The organism is Polaromonas sp. P1_G2, assembly GCF_056405515.1.
The window spans coordinates 1-534 of sequence record NZ_JBFUBY010000852.1; the positions used below are offsets into that span (position 1 = coordinate 1).

The 534-nt window shown below is 63.7% G+C and carries 1 pseudogene; it reads left to right on the top strand.

Annotated features, from left to right (window positions below):
• Positions 1-517, top strand: a pseudogene (locus AC1D0P_RS27970) (hypothetical protein); the annotation flags it as partial.
• Positions 518-534: the final 17 nt, after the last annotated feature.

The following is a 534-nucleotide window of genomic DNA, read 5'->3' on the forward strand; positions in this document are numbered from 1 at the left end:
CGCCGCGGAAATCCGCCTCTCCCCCAACCACGGCCTCTTCCTCACAGGCCTCACGCAACGTGAAGCATCCCAACTCCAACAACATGCCGTAGCGTCAGGCTTCGTCACCAGCCCGCACGACCCGCGCCGCGCCATCGCCCTCTGCGCCGGTGCACTCGGCTGCGCCTCGGCCTTCTACGACACACACACGCTCGCCGCAAAAATCCTCTCCCACGCCCCGGACCTGCTCGACGGCTCCATCGCCCTCCATCTCTCCGGCTGTGCCAAGGGCTGTGCCCATCCGGCCGCCGCCCCGCTCGCTTTTGTTGGTGCGCGGGAAGGCTATAGCCTTGTCGTAAATGGCGCGGCTTCCGGTCAACCCGCAACCTATATTGCGGAAAACGACATCGATGCCGCACTTCAGCGCTTGCAAGCGCTCGTGCGGCAAAGCAAAGAGAGCGGCGAAACGGCGCATGCCTGCCTTGATCGGCTAGGCGAGCGTGCCATTGCCGCTGCTCTGCAACTGGACAGGACATGATCGAATACGACTATATC